The organism is Listeria kieliensis, from assembly GCF_003369925.1.
GTDB lineage: Bacteria > Bacillota > Bacilli > Lactobacillales > Listeriaceae > Listeria > Listeria kieliensis_A.
Genome location: NZ_LARY01000001.1, coordinates 732,732 through 752,409, shown reverse-complemented (window position 1 = coordinate 752,409; position 19,678 = coordinate 732,732). Strand labels below are relative to the sequence as shown.

19 protein-coding genes are annotated in these 19,678 nt (G+C 39.9%); 1 reads left to right on the top strand and 18 read right to left on the bottom strand.

The genetic code is table 11. The annotated features are described in order from the left end of the window. Window positions 1–23: 23 nt before the first annotated feature. The 3 genes from parC to UR08_RS03760 form a co-directional block, all read right to left on the bottom strand. Window positions 24–2,486, bottom strand: a complete 2,463-nt coding sequence (parC, locus tag UR08_RS03770; RefSeq protein WP_115752318.1) for a DNA topoisomerase IV subunit A — start codon at window positions 2,484–2,486, stop codon at window positions 24–26. Further along, the gene (gene parE, locus UR08_RS03765; RefSeq protein ID WP_115752317.1) at window positions 2,483–4,447 is read right to left on the bottom strand and encodes a DNA topoisomerase IV subunit B; all 1,965 of its coding nucleotides are present in this window, start codon (window positions 4,445–4,447) and stop codon (window positions 2,483–2,485) included. The genes parC and parE overlap by 4 nt, the downstream gene beginning before the upstream one ends. A 97-nt stretch (window positions 4,448–4,544) precedes the next feature. Next, the gene (locus tag UR08_RS03760) at window positions 4,545–4,952 is read right to left on the bottom strand and encodes a CoA-binding protein (protein ID WP_115752316.1); all 408 of its coding nucleotides are present in this window, start codon (window positions 4,950–4,952) and stop codon (window positions 4,545–4,547) included. A 209-nt stretch (window positions 4,953–5,161) separates the two neighbouring features. Here UR08_RS03760 and plsY point away from each other — a divergent pair, with 209 nt between their 5' ends. Beyond that, window positions 5,162–5,758 carry a glycerol-3-phosphate 1-O-acyltransferase PlsY gene (gene plsY, locus UR08_RS03755; protein ID WP_115752315.1) on the top strand — a complete coding sequence of 199 codons (597 nt, stop codon included), beginning with the start codon at window positions 5,162–5,164 and terminating at the stop codon, window positions 5,756–5,758. A gap of 44 nt (window positions 5,759–5,802) precedes the next feature. On the opposite strand, the gene UR08_RS03750 is transcribed toward plsY, so the two are convergent. The 15 genes from UR08_RS03750 to sipX form a co-directional block, all read right to left on the bottom strand. Then, the gene (locus UR08_RS03750) at window positions 5,803–6,675 is read right to left on the bottom strand and encodes an aldose 1-epimerase family protein (RefSeq protein ID WP_115752314.1); all 873 of its coding nucleotides are present in this window, start codon (window positions 6,673–6,675) and stop codon (window positions 5,803–5,805) included. Beyond that, window positions 6,672–6,989, bottom strand: coding sequence for a hypothetical protein (locus tag UR08_RS03745; protein WP_115752313.1), 318 nt, complete (start codon window positions 6,987–6,989; stop codon window positions 6,672–6,674). The genes UR08_RS03750 and UR08_RS03745 overlap by 4 nt, the downstream gene beginning before the upstream one ends. A gap of 5 nt (window positions 6,990–6,994) precedes the next feature. Further along, window positions 6,995–7,423: an acyl-CoA thioesterase gene (locus UR08_RS03740; RefSeq protein ID WP_115752312.1), complete on the bottom strand. Its 429-nt coding sequence runs from the start codon at window positions 7,421–7,423 to the stop codon at window positions 6,995–6,997. Window positions 7,424–7,564: 141 nt separating this feature from the next. Then, window positions 7,565–8,344, bottom strand: a complete 780-nt coding sequence (gene codY, locus UR08_RS03735) for a GTP-sensing pleiotropic transcriptional regulator CodY (protein ID WP_115752311.1) — start codon at window positions 8,342–8,344, stop codon at window positions 7,565–7,567. A gap of 20 nt (window positions 8,345–8,364) precedes the next feature. Continuing rightward, the gene (gene hslU, locus UR08_RS03730) at window positions 8,365–9,771 is read right to left on the bottom strand and encodes an ATP-dependent protease ATPase subunit HslU (protein ID WP_115752310.1); all 1,407 of its coding nucleotides are present in this window, start codon (window positions 9,769–9,771) and stop codon (window positions 8,365–8,367) included. Window positions 9,772–9,784: 13 nt separating this feature from the next. After that, a complete protein-coding gene (gene hslV / locus UR08_RS03725; protein ID WP_115752309.1) occupies window positions 9,785–10,324 on the bottom strand; it encodes an ATP-dependent protease subunit HslV in 540 nt (179 codons plus the stop codon). Between the two features lie 21 nt (window positions 10,325–10,345). Beyond that, the gene (gene xerC, locus UR08_RS03720; RefSeq protein ID WP_115752308.1) at window positions 10,346–11,248 is read right to left on the bottom strand and encodes a tyrosine recombinase XerC; all 903 of its coding nucleotides are present in this window, start codon (window positions 11,246–11,248) and stop codon (window positions 10,346–10,348) included. 231 nt (window positions 11,249–11,479) lie between these two features. Continuing rightward, window positions 11,480–12,784, bottom strand: coding sequence for an FADH(2)-oxidizing methylenetetrahydrofolate--tRNA-(uracil(54)-C(5))-methyltransferase TrmFO (trmFO, locus tag UR08_RS03715; protein ID WP_115752307.1), 1,305 nt, complete (start codon window positions 12,782–12,784; stop codon window positions 11,480–11,482). 31 nt (window positions 12,785–12,815) lie between these two features. Next, the gene (gene topA, locus UR08_RS03710) at window positions 12,816–14,894 is read right to left on the bottom strand and encodes a type I DNA topoisomerase (RefSeq protein ID WP_115752306.1); all 2,079 of its coding nucleotides are present in this window, start codon (window positions 14,892–14,894) and stop codon (window positions 12,816–12,818) included. Window positions 14,895–15,179: 285 nt separating this feature from the next. Further along, complete coding sequence (locus UR08_RS03705) at window positions 15,180–16,010, bottom strand: DNA-processing protein DprA (protein ID WP_115752305.1); 831 nt, start codon at window positions 16,008–16,010, stop codon at window positions 15,180–15,182. 145 nt (window positions 16,011–16,155) lie between these two features. Then, entirely contained in the window at window positions 16,156–16,920 is a 765-nt protein-coding gene (locus UR08_RS03700; RefSeq protein WP_115752304.1) for a ribonuclease HII, read from the bottom strand. Then, window positions 16,898–17,779 (bottom strand): ribosome biogenesis GTPase YlqF, encoded by an 882-nt coding sequence (gene ylqF, locus UR08_RS03695; protein WP_115752303.1) that lies wholly within the window; start codon window positions 17,777–17,779, stop codon window positions 16,898–16,900. Before ylqF ends, UR08_RS03700 begins: the two co-directional genes overlap by 23 nt. A gap of 12 nt (window positions 17,780–17,791) precedes the next feature. After that, a complete protein-coding gene (gene sipZ, locus UR08_RS03690; RefSeq protein ID WP_133296333.1) occupies window positions 17,792–18,331 on the bottom strand; it encodes a type I signal peptidase SipZ in 540 nt (179 codons plus the stop codon). A 113-nt stretch (window positions 18,332–18,444) separates the two neighbouring features. After that, window positions 18,445–18,996 (bottom strand): type I signal peptidase SipY, encoded by a 552-nt coding sequence (gene sipY, locus UR08_RS03685; RefSeq protein WP_115752302.1) that lies wholly within the window; start codon window positions 18,994–18,996, stop codon window positions 18,445–18,447. A gap of 105 nt (window positions 18,997–19,101) precedes the next feature. Continuing rightward, entirely contained in the window at window positions 19,102–19,659 is a 558-nt protein-coding gene (gene sipX / locus UR08_RS03680) for a type I signal peptidase SipX (RefSeq protein ID WP_115752301.1), read from the bottom strand. Between the last annotated feature and the right edge of the window lie 19 nt (window positions 19,660–19,678).

The window sequence follows — 19,678 nt, the reverse complement described above, 5'->3', positions numbered from 1 at the left end:
CTAGAATAGCCGGTTTTTAGTTGTTACGAATTTGTTTCACTAGGTTCTTCTTTAATCTCAGGAATCTCTAACCAAGCATCGACTGGTTTTCCTTCCAGTGCCTCATCAACAACAAACGAACCATTTGAATAGCGATCAGCTGTCCGAACATTTTTTAGTTCAACTTCCACAAATTGTTCCTTATCCGTTTCAATCATCAACGATTCATCATCAGCCGCAAGGAAAACACGGAAAACGCGATGCGGGCTGTTTTTCAATTCGCGAAGCATAATCAAGCCACGTTTAGCACGTGAAATTGGTTCAAATTCAGCAAGCTTCATTTTTTTCAGTGAGCCACGCTGCGTCAGCAAGAAGAGTTTTTTCGTTTCCTCTTTCGAAATAACAACGGCTCCACTCACCTCGTCACCGCTCTTCAAATTGATTGCCTTGACGCCCGCCGTTCTTGTGCCAGAATCAGGTACTTCACTAACAGCATAGCGTAAGCCATAACCAAATTTACTTGCAAGGAACACATCTTCCGACTGATCGATCAAGTCAACGCTTAAAAGCTCATCATCTGCTTTGAGTTTAATCGCCATCATGGATTTAGAGTAGCGCTGCGGCTTGTAATTTGAAATAAGCGAGGTTTTGATCATTCCATTTCGCGTTACAAACAAGAAATAATGCGCATCATCGAATTTCGAAATGCCTTTTGCAGCAATAATTTCTTCTCCCTGAGCCAAATCGCCCGCTAAGTGGCTAATATGATCGCCCAAGTTTTTCCAGCGCATCTCTGGAAGCTCATGCACCGGCCGGTAAATAAAGTTTCCGCGACTCGTAAACATTAAAAGCGAGTCCATCGTATTCAGTTTTTCGATAAAAATCGGGTGATCTAAATCCTTCATCGCCAAATCTTGACCATTTGAAGCGCTATAGGAACGCATACTCGTACGTTTGACGTAGCCTTCTTTCGTCACCGAAACAACCACATCTTCACTTGCGACGAGCACTTCTGTATCAATTTTAATTTCTTCAATTTCAGCTTGGATTTCAGTCAGGCGAGCTGTTTTATATTTTTTCTTAATTTCTTTTAACTCATCTTTTAAAACAGCGATAAGTTCGCCTGGATTCTGTAAAATTTTCTCTAGGCGACTGATTTTTTCTTGCAGTTCCTTCGCTTCTTCTTTCAGTTCAGTAATATCAGTATTAGTTAAACGATAAAGTTGTAACGAAACAATCGCTTCTGCTTGTTTTTCACTAAAGTCATAGCGATCTTGTAAATTTAGTTTTGCATCGCGCTTATCTTTCGATTCACGAATCAAGCGAATAACTTCATCAAGAATCGAGAGAGCTTTCATCAGACCAGCTAAGATGTGCTCGCGCGCACGTGCTTTCCGAATATCAAACTCCGAACGCTTTGTGATAATTTCTTTTTGATGCGCAATATAAGCATCTAGTAGCCCAATTAGCCCCATCAAAACAGGTCGCTTATTGAAGATGGCCACCATATTGAAATTATAGCTCACTTGCAGATCCGTATTTTTGAATAAGTAATTCAAAACACCTTCTGCATTGGCTTCTTTTTTCAGCTCGATTGCAATCCTTAGACCAGTCCGGTCCGTTTCATCACGAACCTCTGAAATCCCCTCAATTTTTTTATCTAGTCTTAGTTCATCAATCCGTTTAACAAGATTTGCTTTATTCACTTCATATGGAATTTCATAAACCGTAATTTGCTTTCTGCCCCCGCGAATATCTTCAATTGCCGTTTTTGAGCGAACGACAACACGACCTTTCCCGGTTTCATAAGCTTTTCGGATGCCATCAGCACCTTGAATAATCCCACCAGTTGGAAAATCAGGCCCTTTCACGATTTTAAGCAGCGCTGAAAGATCACAATCAGGAGCATCGAGCCGCTTAATAACAGCATCAATAATTTCGCTCAAATTATGCGGCGGAATGTCTGTCGCATAACCAGCAGAAATCCCAGTCGAGCCATTAACTAGCAAGTTAGGGAAGCGTGCCGGAAGCACAGTGGGTTCGCTTGATGTATCATCAAAGTTTGGAACAAAATCAACCGTTTCCTTCTCAATATCACGTAAAAGTTCCGCAGCAATCGGAGCAAGTCTTGCTTCCGTATAACGCATCGCAGCAGCCGGATCTCCGTCCACACTCCCGTTATTTCCGTGCATTTCAATCAGCACATTGCGCACTTTCCAGTCTTGACTCATCCGAACCATCGCATCATAAACAGACGTATCCCCATGCGGATGGTAATTCCCGATTACGTTTCCGACCGTTTTCGCCGACTTACGAAATCCTTTTTCAGCTGTATTTCCTTCTTCATTCATCGCGAATAAAATCCGTCTTTGAACAGGCTTCAGACCATCACGCGCATCTGGAAGCGCACGTTCTTGAATAATGTATTTACTATAGCGACCAAAACGGTCACCCATTACCTCTTCAAGCGCTAAATCTTGAATTTGTTGTCCAGGTGTATTACTCAAGATTCATCCGCCCCCTCTACCATATTTTCGTTATCCAGAATATTGGAATCGTCTTCCAAGCTAAATTCCACGTGAGATTCAATCCACTTCCGGCGCGGCTCTACTTTGTCTCCCATAAGGGTTGCAACACGACGTTCAGCTCTTGCCACATCTTCCATCCGAACACGAATCAAAGTCCGCGTTTCTGGATTCATAGTTGTTTCCCAAAGTTGATCGGCATTCATTTCCCCAAGACCTTTGTAGCGTTGGATCATGTAGCCTTTCCCAATTTTTTGAATAGCTCCATCTAGTTCGTCATCCGTCCAAGCATATTCAATCACTTCTTTTTTACCGCTGCCCTTACTCACTTTGTAAAGTGGAGGTAAAGCAATATACACTTTCCCGGCTTCAACAAGCGGCCGCATATACCGGTAGAAGAAAGTTAAGAGCAGCACTTGAATATGCGCTCCATCTGTATCCGCATCCGTCATAATGATGACTTTATCGTAATTGCAATCTTCGACTTCAAATTCTGGTCCAACACCAGCGCCTACTGTATGAATAATGGTATTGATTTCTTCATTTTTCAAGATATCTTGAAGTTTCGCTTTTTCGGCGTTAATCACTTTTCCTCGAAGTGGCAAAATCGCTTGAAAATGCCGATCTCGACCTTGCTTAGCCGAACCACCGGCCGAATCCCCCTCCACCAAGTAAAGTTCGTTCCGACTTGCATTACGCGATTGTGCAGGCGTCAATTTCCCAGAAAGAAGTGTTTCTGAACGTTTCCGCTTCTTGCCATTCCGTGTCTCTTCACGCGCTTTTCGAGCGGCTTCACGCGCTTCACGCGCTTTGATTGCTTTTTTAATGAGCAAACTGCTTGTATCAGGATTTTCTGCAAGAAAATAAGCAATATGCTCCGCAACCACAGCATCCGTTGCCGCACGGGCTTCGGTCGTTCCTAATTTTTCTTTCGTTTGTCCTTCAAATTGAAGCATGCGTTCTGGTACACGAACAGACAAAACAGCAGCTAAGCCTTCACGAATATCGCTTCCTTCAAGATTTTTATCTTTTTCTTTTAACAGCCCGACACGTTTAGCATATTCATTAAACACACGTGTCATAGCTGAGCGCATTCCTGCTTCGTGCGTCCCCGCATTAGGGGTGCGGACGTTGTTAACAAAGCTAAGAACGGTTTCCGAGTAGCCGTCATTGAACTGAAAAGCCATTTCGATTTCGATATCATTACTTTCGCCTTCAAAAGCAACAACTGGATGTAAAACGTCTTTTCCTTCGTTGATATACTCAACAAAGTTTTTAACGCCTTCTTCAAAATAAAACACTTCGCCCATGCCAACACGTTCGTCAATCAATTCAATACGTAAACCTTTAAGCAAGAACGCGGATTCGCGCAGACGTTCTGACAAGACTTCATAGTTAAACGATGTGACTGGGAAAATCTCTGGATCAGGCTTAAACCGGAGTGTCGTTCCCGTATCTTTTGCCTTGCCAATTTTAGTGAGCTTGCTAGCCGGTTTCCCGCCATGTTCAAAGCGTTGTTCATAAACGGCTTGATCTCGGTGAATCGTAACTGTTAGCCATTCTGAAAGCGCATTGACAACCGATGAACCCACACCGTGCAAGCCACCACTTGTTTTATAGCCGCCTTCTTGGCCAAATTTACCGCCAGCATGAAGAACAGTTAAAATGACTTCGACAGTTGATTTTCCCGTTTTATGCATACCGATCGGCATTCCCCGACCGTGGTCTGTTACACTGACACTACCATCTTCATGTAAAATAACTTTGATTTCTTTTCCATATCCATTTAAAGCTTCGTCGACCGAATTATCGACAATTTCATATACTAAATGATGAAGTCCGCGTACGTCGGTTGAGCCGATATACATGGCAGGTCTTTTTCGAACTGCTTCCAGTCCTTCTAATACCTGAATAGAATCATCATTGTATTCACTTTTTTTCATCTATCCATAACTCCTTTCAATTCCAAGTAAGTCGTATTTTCTTAAGTTGCTCTAGAAAGCCGTGAAAAAACAGGCCCGAAAAGAACCTGTTCACCTGTTAATGTTCCATTTCGCGGTAAGCCACCTTAATACACTTATCCATGATTACGGGATGGCTATCTTTTAAAAGCTCATAAGCTTCCTCGTTAACAAGGCCAAGTTGTGCCCAGAAAACATCCGCATCCATTTTTAGAAAATCGCGTGCAACTTCTGGCAAAAACTCAGAACGCCTGAAAACGTTGACAATATCTACATGCTCATTAATTTCGTCAAGGCTCCCTACCGTTTTCTCCGAAAGAATTTCTGATGCATTCGGATTAACGGGAATTATTCGGTACCCCGCTTCCTGCATGACTTTTGCAACTTGGTAACTCGTTCGTTCTGGTTTATCACTCAAACCAACAACTGCAATCGTTTTAGCAGATTTTAGAATTGTATCAATTTGTTGTTTACTCGGATTTTGCACGCCATTTACTCCTTTCGTTTTAACAAGAAGTTCGTTCGCTGTTTAACGTTTCATTCAAAATACTATTTTATCGTTTAAACTCCTCATTGTAAAGCCACTAGCCAAGAGATGGCTAAAAAGAGAAACCAAATTCCGCGCTTTTTCACCATTTAAGCGTAAACTATGCTATAATTCATAACAGAAAATACCGTTACAAAAGGGGTTTTATTATGATTGCCAAACTGATTTTACTGTGCCTTGCTGCATACATCATTGGATCAATTCCATCTGGTCTTTGGATTGGGAAAATTTTTTACAAAAAAGATATTCGCGAATTTGGTAGCGGAAACTTAGGCGCGACAAACTCGTTTCGTGTTCTTGGCGTAAAGGCAGGCTCTGTTGTGACTGTTCTTGACATTTTAAAAGGATCGCTTGCAACGCTTCTTCCTTTCTTCTTTTTGCCGCAACTTGATGGACATTTTATGCTACTCACAGGGGTTTTTGCCATCATTGGACATAGTTTTCCCATCTTTGCTGGCTTCCGAGGTGGTAAAGCTGTTGCCACATCGGCAGGGGTCGTCCTTGCTTATGCACCGCTTTTATTCATCGCAGCGATTCTTGTCTTTCTTTTAACGCTGAAAATCAGCAAATATGTATCATTAAGTTCAATGGTTGCAGCTGTAGCCGCATTTATAATCTCTCTTTTTATGGGCGATTTAATTTTAATTGTGCTCATTACTTGCTTAGCCTTATTTATCATTTGGCGACACCGTGCCAATATTAACCGAATTCGAAATGGCGAGGAACCTAAAATCACTTGGATGTAAAGCGAAGGAATTCAGCGTACTCATTGTACGCTGAATTCCTTTTTTTATCCAAGTTGAATGCGATATTCAGACGTGAAAATAGCTTCCGGATCAAGCTGCTCGATGCCTGCTTTATCTCGAAGTTCGACGGAATTCCCAACGCCATCTGCAATCCCAAACCACGGTTCAATACATAAAAATGGAGCACCATCTCCTGGTGTCCAGATCCCCACAAAAGGAAAATGCGGGAAGGACACTTTAACAAAATGAGGATGCTTTTTCGAGCGAATCGCGATCTCATTCCCACTTAGCCCCTCAAAAATCAAGGCATCATTTTCAAATAAAGAATAATCTAAATCGAGCGTATCCGTTTTTTCGGTAGCAAGAGCTTTCAATTCTCCACTACGATACGGCCCCTCAAGTAAAAGCGTATCCAGCTTTTCTTTTTGACCAAAGTCGAGATAGTAATCCTCAAATTTTGTTCCTTCTGTGAGTGGAACATTGAAGGCTGGGTGCGCTCCAATTGAAAAATAAATGCGACGCTTGTCTGTATTTTCAACTTGATACTCTACTCGGATTTGATCATCAAGTAAAGTATAAGTAACTCTTAAGCGAAACGAAAAAGGATAGATAAGTTTTGATTTGTCATCAGCGAGCAGCTCAAGAACAACTTGATTTTCAACTAATTCGACTACAGTAAACGCTTTATCTCGCGCAAAACCATGTTGCGTTAAATGAAAAGCCTCGCCATCAACATAGTAAGTATCATCTACTAAGCGACCTACTGTTGGAAATAAAATCGGAGCATGTCTCCCCCAAAACGCTTGATCGGCATCCCACAAATAATCAAGTCCCGTTTTCTTGTGGTAAATCTTCGTAAGTTCTGCTCCTTGCTCAGTTAATTCAACAAGCAGCAACTCGTTTTCTAATTTAATCATTCCTTGTCTCCCTTCAAATGAAATCGTTCAATTTGATCCCATTTTCCTTCTTTTTCTAGAATTTCCAGTTGAATATCCCCAAATAAATCATAATGTGGTAAATTCTTATGTCCATAATCAATATAGTTTTCCGGTAAGTGATAGCTTCGACCCCATTTTTTTAAGGCTTCAATATCAGCACTTGCCGCTTTTGTGACCGTTTTAGAATTGGGAAACCGTTCATCAATCCAGTAATGGGTTAAAAGTGCAATTTCGCCTCGTTCGGCCTTTTTTTTAAACGCCATTAACTCATCACGCTTTACCCCAAAAGCCATCTCGCTCACCCTTCCTCGAGTGCTTGTAAGTATTTTTCATGCCAATCTTTCAATTCTCGCTTTAGCGCAACCGGTTTAAAATCTTCTTTAGTAACACAAACATGTTTTGTTTCTCCGGTAATGGCAACTTCGCCACTATCTGCATAACGAATTTCATAGCCGTATGTGACGCGTAACCCGTCATAGGCGACTAACCAAGTCTTAACTATTGCTTCTTGCCCGTAACGCAGTGGTTTTCCGTAATGAACCGAAACGTCGATTACTGGCGATAAAAAGCCACGCTGTTCCATGTCGTAGTAGCGTAGTCCTAAGCTTTCTTCGATAAAGTGATTTCTCGCGAGCTCCATCCATACGAGGTAATTCGCATGGTAAACAACGCCCATTTGATCCGTTTCTGCATAACGAACTTCTATTTTGGTTTCCGTGTATAACATCAAATCGTCCCTCCAAAAAACAGTATCCTTCTCCATTTTAGCAAATTATCCTTCAAAAAAGAAATCTAAGTACAATAAAAAGCCTCTTGTTTTCTAATTACCTGAAGGAATTCTAGAAAACAAGAGGCCCGTATTTTAAATTTAGCTATTTTTTAGTTTTTCAAGTTCAACTAAGAATTTGTCATTTAAGACACGAATGAATGTCCCCTTCATTCCAAGTGAACGTGAATCAATCACGCCGGCGCTTTCTAATTTACGAAGTGCATTGACGATGACAGAACGAGTAATTCCGACACGGTCAGCAATTTTAGAAGCAACTAGCAAGCCTTCTTTTCCATTTAATTCATCAAAGATATGTTCAATTGCTTCCAGTTCACTATATGAAAGCGAACTGATCGCCATTTGTACAACTGCACGGCTACGCGCTTCTTCTTCGATTTCTTCTGCTTTTTCGTGAAGAATTTCCATGCCCACTACTGTACTTCCGTATTCAGCAAGTAAAAGATCATCATCTGTGAAGTTGTTTTCCATACGGGACAAAATCAAAGTTCCAAGACGTTCTCCACCACCAACAACAGGAACGATAGTCGTTAAGCCTTTTGTAAATAAATCGCTATTTTCAATTGGGAAAGCTGTGTATTGGCTAGAAACTTCTAGGTTTGCAGAAGTTTCATTAACATTAAATAAACTTTGTGTGTATTCTTCTGGGAATTGACGTTCAGAAAGCATTTGCTTCATCCGTTCGTTTTCAATTGGTAAAATTTCAGAATAACCAAGAAGTTTTCCTTTACGACTAACAATATAAGTATTGGCTTCAATAACGTCACTCAGTGTGTCAGCCATTTCTTTGAAGTTTACAGTCTTTCCTGACGTGTTTTGTAACATTGCATTAATCTTTCTTGTTTTTTCTAATAAGCTCATAATTAGCTCCTCCTAAAATTTTATAAAATAAATTGAGTTAAATCTTTGCTTTGCATAATCGAATCAAGCTTTTCATTCACATATTTTTCTGTGATCGTTACTTGGTCTAAGTTGATATCAGGTGCTTCAAAAAGCAAATCTTCAAGCAGTTTTTCAAGAATCGTATGGAGTCGTCTTGCGCCAATATTGTCTGTTTCTTGGTTAACTTGAAAAGCAATTTCAGCGAGTCTCGCAACAGCTTCTTTAGTGAAAATAAGTTCAATGCCTTCTGAGCGAAGTAATGCCTTATATTGCTTGATTAGTGCATTATCCGGCTCAGTTAAGATCTTGACAAAGTCTTCTTGCGACAATTTATCCAGTTCTATCCGAATTGGAAAACGACCTTGAAGTTCAGGAATTAAATCAGATGGTTTAGACATATGGAACGCTCCAGCGGCGATAAATAAAATAAATTCCGTATTAACAAGTCCGTATTTCGTTGCCACTTGGGAGCCTTCAACAATCGGAAGAATGTCCCTTTGCACGCCTTCTCGCGAAACTTGGGCGCCGTTTCCACCTTCTTTTGCTGCTACCTTATCTATTTCATCTATAAAGATAATTCCTGTCTGTTCAGCTCTTCTCACAGCTAATGCTGCTACTTCTTCTTGATCGATTAATTTTGAAGCTTCATCTTCAAACAAGATTTGCTTCGCTTCTTTCACCGTCACTCGGCGTTTCTTTTTATTTTTTGGCAAGAGACTGGAAAAAGCTTCCTGCATCCCTGCTAATTGATCCATTCCCCCGCCGCGCATCATGTCAAACATTGGGTTTTGTTGTTCGGTCACTTCAACTGTCACCATTTCATCGTCTAACTCGCCTCGTTCTAGCCGATACTCAAGTTGATTCCGTTTTTGCTTCAGCGTTTCATCAACGGGCTCATTTTCTTCTTCTGCCGAACGAGAAGCATTTTGAAAAAGTGCTTCAAATGGATTTTGCGAAGTTGTCTGTTTTTTCTTTTCTGCTGGTGCTAGCAATTTAATAATTTTCTTTTCAGCATTTTTTTCAGCTTTAAAACGAACTGATTGCATTTTTTCTTCTTTCACAAGACGAACAGAAACTTCTACTAAATCACGAACCATCGATTCAACATCGCGTCCAACATAACCGACTTCGGTAAATTTCGTAGCCTCTACTTTTGTAAAAGGTGCTTTCACGATTTTTGCAATTCGGCGCGCAATTTCTGTTTTCCCAACACCTGTTGGTCCGATCATTAAAATGTTTTTCGGAATGATTTCATCGCGCATCGCTTCTTCCATCATCATTCGGCGATAGCGATTTCTAAGGGCTACGGCGACCGATTTCTTAGCGCCCGTTTGACCAATAATATATTGATCGAGCTTTTCAACAATTTGACGTGGAGTTAACTCTAAAGTTGCTCCGTTTTCCACCTCTATCACCTCTTTATAATTCTTCTACGATAATGTTGCCGTTTGTGAAAACACAAATTTCTGAAGCGATCTCAAGCGCATGTTTGGCGATTTCTTTTGCTTCCATATCATTACCATTGTGACGCATTAATGCTCGGCCAGCTGCAAGTGCATAATTTCCGCCAGAGCCAATCGCGAGTATTCCATCATCTGGTTCAATCACTTCTCCAGTTCCTGAAACAAGTAACAGCGTTTCCTCATCCATTACAATTAACATTGCCTCTAGTTTCCGAAGTGCATTGTCGCTACGCCACTCTTTAGCAAGCTCAACCGCAGCACGTTCTAGATTTCCATTGTATTCATTTAATTTGCTTTCAAATTTTTCGAACAACGTAAAAGCATCAGCAACTGATCCAGCAAACCCAGCGATGACACGATCATGAAACAAGCGTCTTACTTTTCGTGCCGTATGCTTCATAACTACTGATTCACCGAGCGTCACCTGCCCGTCGCCTGCCATTGCTCCTTTTCCATTATGCTTAATCGCAAAAATTGTTGTTGCATGCAATTCCATTACTCAACTACCTCCTATTTTTCATGCCCGAGGATGATGCTTCATGTAAGTAGTTTTAAGATGTTCTTTAGTCACATGGGTATAGATTTGTGTAGAAGATAAACTCGCATGACCTAAAAGTTCTTGAACCGTCCGCATATCCGCTCCATTATTCAAAAGATCCGTTGCAAAAGTATGACGAAGCATATGGGGATGAATTTTTCTAGTTAAAGCTGCTTTTTCAATAATTTTCGTCAAACAGTAGCGGATTCCGCGAGTTGAAAGCGGATCAGCGTAATGATTTATAAGTAAAGCATCATGATGTTTATGATATTTGTTTGAAAGAACGTTCCGCCCATTTTCCAGATATATTTGAATTGCATCCTCCAAAAAAGAACCAAATGGAACATATCTTTCCTTATTTCCTTTTCCCTTTATCAAAATAGCTTGGTAGGCAGTATCAATGTCAGAAAGCTGTATTTGCGCAGCTTCAGAAACACGTATTCCAGTTCCGTAAAGAAGTTCTAAAATAACACGATCACGAAGCGTAAGCGGCTCATCATTTTGATACACGACCTGAAATAAAGCTTCCATTTCTTCATTGTAGAAAAACTTTGGAAGCCTAAGATCCTTTTTTGCATGTGAGACATATGTAAATGGATTATCAGAAAATACACCCTCACGAATCAAAAAATGATAAAAACTGCGCAAACTTGAAATCTTTCGTGCCACAGACGTACGCGAAAATTGTCGCTCATTTAGCATCGTTAGATACAAACGAACCACCAAATAGTCTACCTCTGTGAAGCTTTCAATTGCTTGTTGATTTAAAAAAGTTTGAAAATCATGAATATCTTCAAAATAGGCAATTTCCGTATTATCCGAATAGTTTCTCTCTACTCGAAGATAATCCATAAATTTTGGCAAAAATTGCTCTTCTTCCATGATAAATCCACCTCTCAAACAATTCCATCGTAACACAAGGGAAAGCGAGTTGCAATAATTTTACGCATTTTTCGCAACATTTCCAATTAATTTAGAATCCGCATCAATTCAAGTGTTTAGAAAGCTATAGCCAAACTGTCAAAGCTACTGTATAAAAGTTTAACTATTCAAACAAATGAAACTAAATGGAAATAAAGGCTAGCGCACTAGCCCTTAACCATTATAGTCGTTTTATAATTCTTCTGCAACACTTTTTATAGCATCTAACGCTCTTTCAGCTAATTTAGCATTCCGCTCTTGTTTAGCACGAATTTTTTCAGGTAGCTCTGGAAACAATCCAAAATTAACATTCATTGGTTGGAAAGTTTTCGTATTCGTTGAAGTGATGTAATTAGCCATACTTCCTATTGCACTTTCTCTTGGAAATACAACTGGTTCTTCTCCCGAAACAAAGCGTGCTGCATTAATTCCAGCGGCAAGACCGCTAGCAGCTGATTCCACGTAGCCTTCTACACCTGTCATTTGGCCTGCAAAGAATAAATCTTTTCGCGTTTTTAGTTGATACGTATTTTGCATCGCCTTCGGGGAATTGATAAACGTATTCCGGTGCATTACGCCATAACGTATGATTTCAGCATTTTCTAGCCCAGGAATCATTTGGAAAACACGTTTTTGTTCGCCCCATTTTAAATGTGTCTGGAAACCTACCATATTGTAGAGCGTCCCAGCTGCATCATCTTGTCGAAGTTGGAGTACTGCATAAGGGCGCTTTCCTGTTTTCGGATCTTCCAATCCAACTGGTTTAAGAGGACCAAATAGCATTGTTTTGATTCCCCGTTTTGCCATCACTTCAATCGGCATACACCCTTCAAAGAAAACTTCTTTTTCAAAGCTTTTTAATTCAGCCGTTTCCGCACTAATCAAAGCTTCATAGAAGGCAGTAAACTCCTCTTGTGTCATTGGGCAGTTGAGGTAAGCTGCTTCCCCTTTGTCATAACGCGATTTCAAATAAACTTTATCCATGTCAATGCTATCTTTTTCAATGATTGGTGCCGCTGCATCATAAAAATAAAGATAATCTTCACCAGTTACTTTGCGAATTTCTTCAGCCAAAGCTTCACTTGTAAGCGGTCCAGTAGCAATAATTGTTGGACCTTTTGGGATTTCTGTTACTTCTTCGTTAAAAACTGTAACAAACGGATGATTTTTCACTTGTTCCGTTACATAGCCAGAAAATTCATGGCGATCAACCGCAAGCGCTCCTCCCGCAGGGACAGAAGCACGGTCAGCTGCTTTGATAATAATCGAATCGAGCATTCGCATTTCTTCTTTAATCACGCCAACAGCATTCGTTAAGCCGTTTGCACGAAGCGAGTTCGTACAAACTAACTCGGCAAATTTATCGGTATGATGCGCAGGGGTTTGCTTGACAGGGCGCATTTCGTACAAATGCACTTTTACGCCACGCTTTGCTAACTGCCAAGCCGCTTCACTTCCTGCTAGTCCTGCTCCAATTACATTGACTATTTTCTCCAACTAACCTTCCTCCTTCAAAACAAATCCCAACTTATTTTTGCGCTTCTTCTTTGTAATCACAGTTCGTACACTGTACTTGAACACCTTTTTTCAGTTTCTTCTCAACAAGAGCATGCTCGCCGCATTTCGGGCAAGGACGTTCAACCGGTTTATCCCAAGAGACATAATCACAATCTGGGTACCGATTACAGCCATAAAAAATACGGTTTTTCTTGCTTTTTCTTTCGATAACTTGTCCTTCACGACATTTCGGACAGGTAACGCCAATTTCTTTTACGATAGCCTTTGTATTACGGCATTCAGGAAAGCGACTGCAAGCTAAGAACTTACCGTATTTCCCCATTTTATATACCATAGGAGCTCCACAAACATCACAATCAATCCCTGCAGGCTCATCTTTAATTTCAATTTTTTCCATTTCTTCATCTGCACGTTTCACATGCGGTTCAAATTGCTTATAAAACTCATCGATTACTTTGATCCACTGCATTTTCCCGTGTTCAATCTCATCCAAATCGTTTTCCATATCCGCCGTAAAACTGACATCCAAAATTTCCGGGAAGTATTCAGCAATCATTTCGTTAACGATTTCTCCTAGTTCAGTTGGCGCAAATCGTTTATTGGTTAGTGAAACGTAATTACGACGTTGAATGGTATCAATTGTTGGTGAATAAGTAGAAGGTCTACCCACACCAATTTCTTCGAGCGTCCGCACAAGTCTTGCTTCTGTATAGCGTGGAGGCGGCTGTGTGAAATGTTGACGCTGTTCAAGCGACTCCGAAGTCACTTTATCGCCTTGTTTTAACTCTGGCAAAATATTTTCTTTTTCCTCTTTATTATCGTCGTTACTTTCAACATAAACTTTCATAAAACCAGCAAATTTGATTTTCGAACCATTTGCTCGAAAGCGAACCCCGTTATTTTCCATATCCACACGCATCGTATCAAGAACAGCGGGTGTCATCTGGCTTGCCACAAAACGTTCCCAAATCAAACGATAAAGTCGAAGTTGATCGCGACTTAAATATTCTTTCATTTCTTGTGGTGAACGTAAAACGCTGGTTGGGCGAATCGCTTCATGGGCATCTTGTGAACCTTTTTGATTCTTATCTTGCCGCTTTTTCTTGCGCGCAAAGTCAGTTCCATAATTTTCTTCAATATAGTTGTAAGCTTCATTTGTTGCTGTGTCGGAAATTCGGGTAGAGTCCGTACGCATATAGGTAATTAAACCAACCGTGCCTTGTCTTCCCAATTTTATTCCCTCATAAAGTTGTTGTGCAAGCATCATTGTTTTACGCGTTCTAAAATTCAGCTTACGCGCAGCTTCTTGTTGAAGCGAAGAAGTTGTGAACGGAGCAGCTGGATTACGAAGCCGTTCTTTTTTCGTAACTTCTACCACTTCATATTCTTTACCTTTGATTTTGGCCATAACTTCTTTAACATCTGCAGCGTTTTGTAATTTTTTCTTTTTGCCATCTACGCCATAAAAATTAGCTTGGAAAGCTTTACGCCCCTTTTTGAAGTTGCCATCAATCGTCCAGTATTCCTCAGGTTTAAAGTTATTGATTTCTTTTTCACGATCAATAATCAAACGAAGTGCAATCGACTGTACGCGTCCTGCACTCAAACCTTTTTTAATTTTTTTCCAAAGAATGGGGCTGATGTTGTAACCTACAAGTCTATCAAGCACACGTCGAGCTTGTTGGGCATCAACAAGATCCATATCAATCTTACGTGGATGTTTAAAAGATTCCTTAACGGCATCTTTCGTGATTTCATTAAAAACGACCCGCAGATCGTCTGATTGATCAAGTTCTAAGCTATTCGCTAAATGCCAAGCGATTGCTTCTCCTTCTCTGTCGGGGTCAGCTGCGAGATAAACTTTTTTAGCTTTTTTAGCCGCTTGTTTCAATTCTTTTAAAACAGGTCCTTTACCCCGGATCGTAATATATTTAGGTTCAAAGTCATGTTCAAAATCAACGCCCATCTGGCTCTTCGGTAAATCGCGAACATGTCCCATTGAAGCTTTAACTTGATATTTTTTTCCGAGATATTTTTCAATTGTTTTAGCTTTTGCTGGTGATTCTACAATAACAAGATAGTCTGCCATGTATTCATTTCCTCCCTAATTGGGTCAAATAAACGGGCTAAATAAATGATCAAGCTTTTATTTTTTGCCTCGTTGTACTGTTCAAATTATCCAAAGTGTTCGAACAACTTGATTCAGTAGTCAATCATAGCCCGTAAAAAAAAGTTTGTCAATCCATATATTTCTCCAACTAAATTTTACGCACTTAATATGGAAGGTTTCTGCCGTCCTCTAGCAAACTTATCTCAAAAATTTTAGAAATGCAAGCTAAATCCCCTGTTTCTCATGAAAATTTAATCCTTTGAGTCAAAATAAGAAACTTTCAACAACCTCTTGAGGGTTTGTCACAAGCCTCGCCCCTTCCATAATGAGTGCATGAGCACCAGCAGATCCATCAGAAAAAATATTTCCAGGAACTGCAAAGACCTCACGATTTTGTTCAACTGCATACTGAGCAGTAAGAAGTGCCCCACCTCGCAATTTTTCTTCTGTAAGTAGGATTCCCCTTGAAAGCCCACTTAATAGCCTGCTTCGTTCCTCTAAAAACCTGGTATCAAACGCTATATTAGGTGCATATTCAGTTATCGTTACTCCCACTTGTTCAACTTGATCAAGCAAACTTCGGTTATTTTTCGGGAATATAGAGTGATGGCCTGACGCTAATAAGCATACAATGTCGCCACCAAGTCCAACTGACGTTCTTAAAACCGTTTCTTCCGTTCCATTCAAAGTACCAGTTAACACTCCAAACTTTGATTTTACTAAGCCACTTGTAAAAAAACGAGCTATTGCTTTTCCATATGGGCGCATTTGATGTGTTCCAACCACCGTAATTAAGTCCTTTTCTAGCAACGAGAAGTTACCTTTGGCAAACAGAAATGGAGGTGGAAAAGCAATCTCACGTAGCAAACAAGGATAGCTATCTTCATCATAAAAAATCATTTTCCCTCCTTCCTCAAAAAATGTTTGAAAACTCAGAGCCTTACTTTTGATCTTTTTCCGCTCTTCATTAGATAAAAATTTCAAAACTTTTTTATCTGTATGTTGATTACGAAATTGAGCGAATAGCTCAGCACGTCTTCTTGCCGACAGTGCAACAAGCTCATACCATTCTGAGTGATTCATTTTAAAATTCATCTATCAACAACCTCCTTTTAGTCATCTTACTGAAAGTTATCACTTAGGTAAAATCCGTAAAATCTCTTTTTCACATAAGCAAAAAAACTGTTCGCAAGCGAACAGCTTTTTATCGAACTTTCATTCAGTTTTCTAAACCAAGCATTCAAACAAAAAACGATTTTACAGGAGCAAAGCTCACTCGGTGAATCGGGCATGGCCCAAGTTTCTCTAAGCCTTCAAGATGCTTTTTCGTCCCATACCCCATGTTATTTTGAAAATCATAGCCCGGATAGAGCTCTGCAAATTCACACATCATTCGGTCTCGTTCTACTTTAGCTAAGATGGAAGCCGCTGCAATCGAAATACTTTTCGCATCCCCTTTAATGATTGAACATTCATTTTCAAAGTGACCAAGTGGCATCGCATCAATTAGCGTATAATCAGGTATAACAGAAAGTTGATCCAAAGCCTCTTTCATCGCGCATTTGGTCGCTTCATAAATGTTAATCTCATCAATCACTTCGTGTGAAACTACCCCAATTCCATAAGAAACAGCTTGTTTTTTAATCTCTTCACTATAAAAAAGACGTTTTGCTTCACTAAGCTGTTTGGAATCATTCATTCCAAGTAACTCGAAGTCTTCTTTTAAAATCACAGCTGCAGCCACAACTGGACCAGCAAGCGGACCTCTCCCCACTTCGTCTACCCCTGCAATTTGTAGATAGCCTTGCTCCCGGTAAAACAACTCATAGGCTTTCATTTCTTCAAATTGTTCCTGTAGTTTCTTTTGCTTTTCTAAACGTTTTTCAGTAGCAACAACTAGTTTAGCTACGCCTTTTCTGGAATCCTCTCGAAATAAGAGCAATTCGTCCTCAGTCTGTACCTTCTCGAGCAAGCTTTTCACGTCAGCTATCGATAGTTTTTGCATCTTCCGAGTCCTCTTTTTCTGGAAAATCAAAGGAGAGTCTTCCTAATTTTTGTGTACGAATTTCACGTACAACAAATTCTGCAGCACGTCCGTAATCAGCATCACCATATCTGTCCAAGAATCCTTTTCTTTCCGCAATTTCTTTCAACCATTCAATTCCTGTTTCATTTTCCGACTCCACTTGATGCCATTTGTGAAATTGACTTGGATAGTGGGTATGAACAAACGTTAACCCAAAAACCGCAATATCTTCCATATTCAGCAAGTCATCTTTTATAGCGCCCGTTAAAGCGAGTTTATAACCTACTTCCTGGTCTTCAAACTTTGGCCAAAGAATACCAGGTGTATCAAGTAGCTCAAGCGCTTTCCCCACTTTTATCCATTGTTGGGCTTTCGTTACCCCCGGTTTATTTCCTGTTTTAGCAATATTTTTCTTAGCAAGCCGGTTAATGAGCGTGGATTTCCCCACATTTGGAATCCCTAAAATCATTGCTCGAATCGCACGTGGTCTCATCCCACGTTCTCTTAGGCGTGCAAATTTTTCAGCCATAAGTGCCTCAGCTGCTTTTTCAATCGCGTGCATATTTTTCCCTTGCTGCGCGTTCACCGCAACAGCCATGAGCCCTTTTTCCTTAAAATGTCGAATCCAAGCTTGCATTGTCTTTTCATCCGCCATATCCGCTTTATTCAAGATAATCACTCTTTTTTTCTGATGAATAATTTCTTCAAGCATAGGATTGGACGACGAAACGGGAATGCGCGCATCGACCAGTTCAAAAATCACATCTACTAATTTTAATTTTTCCGTCACTTCACGGCGAGCTTTCGCCATATGACCAGGAAACCATTGAATTGTCATCTGTTTATACTCCTACTTTATAATTTTGGCATTATCAATTGGCCAATAACTAAGCGGTGCTGTTCCAAGCACTTTATTTTTTGAAATCGGACCAACAATGCGACTATCACGACTAGCCCGCCTGTTATCCCCTAAGACAAAATAAGTATCTTTTGGAACTTTACCATCTTTCAGCATTTCTTTTGTGCTATAGTTTTCTGTCAAATAACCTTCTTTCATTTTCTTTCGATACGTATCTAAATAAGGTTCTTCATATCTTTTCCCATTCACATAGAGCACATCAGATCTATATTCAATTTCATCACCAGGAAGTCCAATCACACGTTTAATATAATCTGTCTTCCCTTCTCGAAAGACAATCACATCAAACCGTTCAATTTTATCGAAGCGATTGATAATCACTCGATCTCCATCACGTAAGGTTGGCATCATAGAAACACCATCTACCATGATTGGAACGAATAAATAGAAGCGGATAATTAGCGCCAAGATCACGGCCACGACAAGCGCCCAAATCCACGCCCAAAGCATTTTCAAATTTTTCTCTTTCACGTTCTGCACCGCCTCAATCAAACTTTTGAGCCTTTATCCGTATTATAAACGAAAAAAAGCTCGCTGAATAGCCAAAAATCCGTGAAGTAGCTTCACGGATTTTACTTTTCATTTTATTTCTTACCAAAGTTCATGACAACACCATCCACAGCGGATGCATTAATAAAACCAAATATTCGACTGTCCATGCTTCCTTCACGGTTATCTCCAAGTACAAAAAGTTTACCCTCAGGAACTGTTGTAGATCCTGTAATATCCTTTAGTGTAAAGTCTCCATCACCGTCTCCTGGTTCACGGTAAGTCTTCATACCATCAGCCAAGTAAGACTCATTATTCTTTTTGCCATTCACATAAAGCTCGCCGTTCTTAAATTCAATTTTATCCCCTGGGACTCCGATTACACGTTTGATGAAATATTTTCCTTCATCACCTGTTGATACCGGGGCGTCAAACACGATTTTATCAAACCGATTTGGTTTCGTTATTTTTTCAATAAAAATCCGATTACCATCTTCATAGGTGGGGTACATTGACATACCATCAACTTTTACTGGAGCAAACACAAAAGTGCGTACAAGCATAGCGATCCCAATGGCCACCAAAATAACAAGGACCCAACTAAGTATCTGTCTCCAAACAGATTTTTTCTTTACTTCTTCTGTCATAAAATTTCTACTTCCTCTCAAATAAGCCTGCCTTTAGTCAGATATTTTCTCTCATTATCCCATTAATCATTTTGATTGTAAAGAAAACAAGTCTATTTCTAACCCTCACCGCTTCAGTGAACTTCCAAATGAAATGACTTTACCAATTACATCATCTTCACTAATAAATCCAATATAACGGCTGTCTTTACTAATTCGCCGATTATCTCCCAAAACAAATAAATGATTTTTCGGTACGACTTTCGCATTTTTTACTGCAGGCAAATCCTCAAGCTTAAAATTATTTGTTAAATAACCATTTGCAATTTTTTCTTTTTCACCATCTAAATACGGTTCATCATATTTTTTACCATTAATGTATAGTACATCTTTTTTATACTCTACTGTATCTCCAGGAAGTCCAATTACTCGCTTAATGTACTCCGCTCCTTTTTCATCGGGTGCAGGGAATACAATGATGTCAAACCTTTTCGGCGTTGAAAGTTTATTAATAAATAAGTGTTCACCATCATGAAGCGTTGGATCCATGGAATCCCCGTAAACCGTTACCGGTGAAATCAAAAAATAGCGAATCGCAAAAGCTACAACTAAAGCGATCAAAATGACTTTCAGCCAACCGAAGATAGACGAAAAAAAAGTACCTTTTCCTTGTTCTTTTTTCATCTCTTCAATTCCTCTCTAA